Here is a 2,436-nt window from a genome sequence, read left to right as displayed (position 1 = left end):
CATCGCCGTCGTCACCAACGACATCTATACCCGGGAAGACGCCGACTTCCTCCTGAAGCACGAAGCCCTGCCGGCAGACCGCATCCTGGGCGTAGAAACCGGCGGCTGCCCGCATACAGCGATACGCGAAGACGCCTCCATGAACCTGGCGGCCATCGACGACCTGCAAAGCCGTCACCCGGACCTGGAACTGGTGCTGGTGGAATCCGGCGGCGACAACCTGTCCGCCACCTTCAGCCCCGAACTCAGCGACCTGACCCTGTACGTCATCGACGTCTCCGCCGGCGACAAAATCCCCCGCAAAGGCGGCCCCGGCATCACCAAATCCGACATGCTGATTATCAACAAAATCGACATCGCCGAATACGTCCACGCCTCCCTCGACATCATGGAGCGGGACTCCAAAAAAATGCGCGGTGAACGGCCTTTCGTCTTCGCCAACCTGTACGACGGCGTAGGCCTGGAAACCATCATCAGCTTTATTCTCGAGCGGGGCATGCTACCCGAGCGCCGCCCGGAGAAGATTGCGAGTACCGCCTAAGGCCCTGATGACGCGAATGGCGTCGTTGCTCCGATGCTCAAAAGCGGTCCTACCAGACGGTATGTCCCGCTTCCTGCGCGTCGGTGCGCCTAGCCCTTCACGCCACCAGAACCTCAGGCTCGTGCTTCCTGGTTATTATTTGAAATACCGATAGGAGAAACAGAGATGAACCGACTGACCACAAAACTACTCACCACCGCTGTCTTGATGCTGGCAGCCACCGCCGCCTTCGCCCACCCGGGCCACGACCACAGCACCAATGGATTGATCAGCGGCCTGCTGCACCCGCTGCTGGGCCTGGACCACCTGCTGGCCATGGCCGCCATCGGCTTCTGGAGCGTTCGCCAGGGCGATCTAATGAAAAGGGCCACCCCCTTGTTTGTGGTAGGCGGCATGATCCTGGGCGCCGGCATCGCCTTCGCCGGTATCGCCCTGCCGGGCGTTGAAACCGGCATTGTGCTGTCCGTGATGGTCGCCGGTATCCTCATCGCCGCCATGGCCAAATTGCCCACCGCCATCGGTGGCACGCTGGTCGCAGCCTTCATGGTTTTCCACGGCCATGCCCACGGTACCGAGATGCCGGCTGGTGCAGCGCTGGCGGCTTACCTTGTCGGCTTCTCCATCGCCACCCTGGCCATTACCTTTGCCGGGCGTGGCCTGGGTGCGCTGCTGATGAAAGCCGACAACCGCATTGCTCGTGGTGTTGGTGTGGCACTTGCCGGTACTGGTGCTGCCCTGATGCTTGGCTGATCGACAGAGCAAACCGTTAAGGTATTTTGGCCCGTCCTGGCTTTGGCTGGGGCGGGCTTTTTGTTTCGACGCCATAAGTGGATAGATGGTTTACGTTTTTTGCTATAAGAGTTTTCCCTATTCGGCTGAAAACGACCCACGATTCACGTTAAAACTGATGCCATGGGAATACTGGCGAAACACCGGCGGGCGGAAAGCTCTAATCAACGGTGTGGCTAAAACAGGAATGTCGAGTGGGGCGAGGCATGCCAGTCCTTTAGAGAATTGTAAGCCTGGCTGAAATGAAAATACCGTCAGTTATGCTCCGCAAGCGTCAACGTTGGCTGCAGATCGCTGGAACTGAAGAAAATTGGAGCAGATCCATTTGGGTTGAAAGGGCGACCGGTTCTCACAAAATCGCTGTATTCCCGGTGTCCGCAGTGCACCGTCCGGCGAACTTTGTTACCTTTACGCAACACAGGATGTTGTATCAAATCACCGCAATAACGATCAGGGACGAGCGATGACCTCTTCAGTTTATTACCCAAGAACCGTCTGTACGCCGCAGGATATTGCCGATAAATTTTGTCCCCAGGGTCTGTCGTCCGAAGAATTCAGGCAGAGGTTCCTGTCCGCTAACAGTTCCATGTCCCCACAAAGCCTTTGTGCACCCAGTCGTCCGGTCATGGTGCCGTCTGTGGATCAGGGCAATCCGGTTGGTCTCGGTCCTCTGCTCGCCTGCAGAGCGGAAGAGCGAAATACCCTGGCTCAGCTGAGTCATTACGCTGGCGGCACTGCAGTCATGGGTCTGGCAAATTTTCTCTCAGAGACGCGGATACCTGCTATTGCCGGTGACCTGAATACCTTCGGCGCCAACGGCATGGGCGCCGCAGTAGCACAATCCGATAAGGTTCTGGCTGCCATTGACTATTACGACTATGCCAACAATCACTATGAGCAGCTGAAGAACCACCGGGCCGCGCCAACGACAATTCTTGCAGCGAAGCGGGCGGCGGAAAGGGCCTTTGTGAAGATGAACGGAGTGCTGCACGCCCGGTCCCTCAGTTACCTGAACAACAATGCCTTCCGCATGCGCCAGACCACCACCGTAACAGGCCGCGAGGCCTGGGAGTCTATCCCGGTGCGGGAAAGCGCCGACGTACAGA

At 58.0% G+C, this 2,436-nt stretch carries 3 protein-coding genes; all 3 read left to right on the top strand.

Annotated features, from left to right (window positions below; genetic code table 11):
* Window positions 1–541 (top strand): urease accessory protein UreG (ureG, locus tag AAC035_RS20580; RefSeq protein WP_339806984.1); only part of this gene is annotated, 541 nt, incomplete at its 5' end.
* Window positions 542–706: 165 nt separating this feature from the next.
* Entirely contained in the window at window positions 707–1,291 is a 585-nt protein-coding gene (locus tag AAC035_RS20575; protein WP_339806983.1) for a HupE/UreJ family protein, read from the top strand.
* A gap of 625 nt (window positions 1,292–1,916) precedes the next feature.
* Window positions 1,917–2,436, top strand: a 520-nt coding sequence (locus AAC035_RS20570; RefSeq protein ID WP_339806982.1) for a hypothetical protein, incomplete at its 3' end; no start/stop codon positions are given.

The organism is uncultured Marinobacter sp. (genome assembly GCF_963974375.1).
Lineage (GTDB): Bacteria > Pseudomonadota > Gammaproteobacteria > Pseudomonadales > Oleiphilaceae > Marinobacter.
Note: the sequence above shows the minus strand (reverse complement) of the source record. Positions and strands in the feature narration are given on the sequence as shown.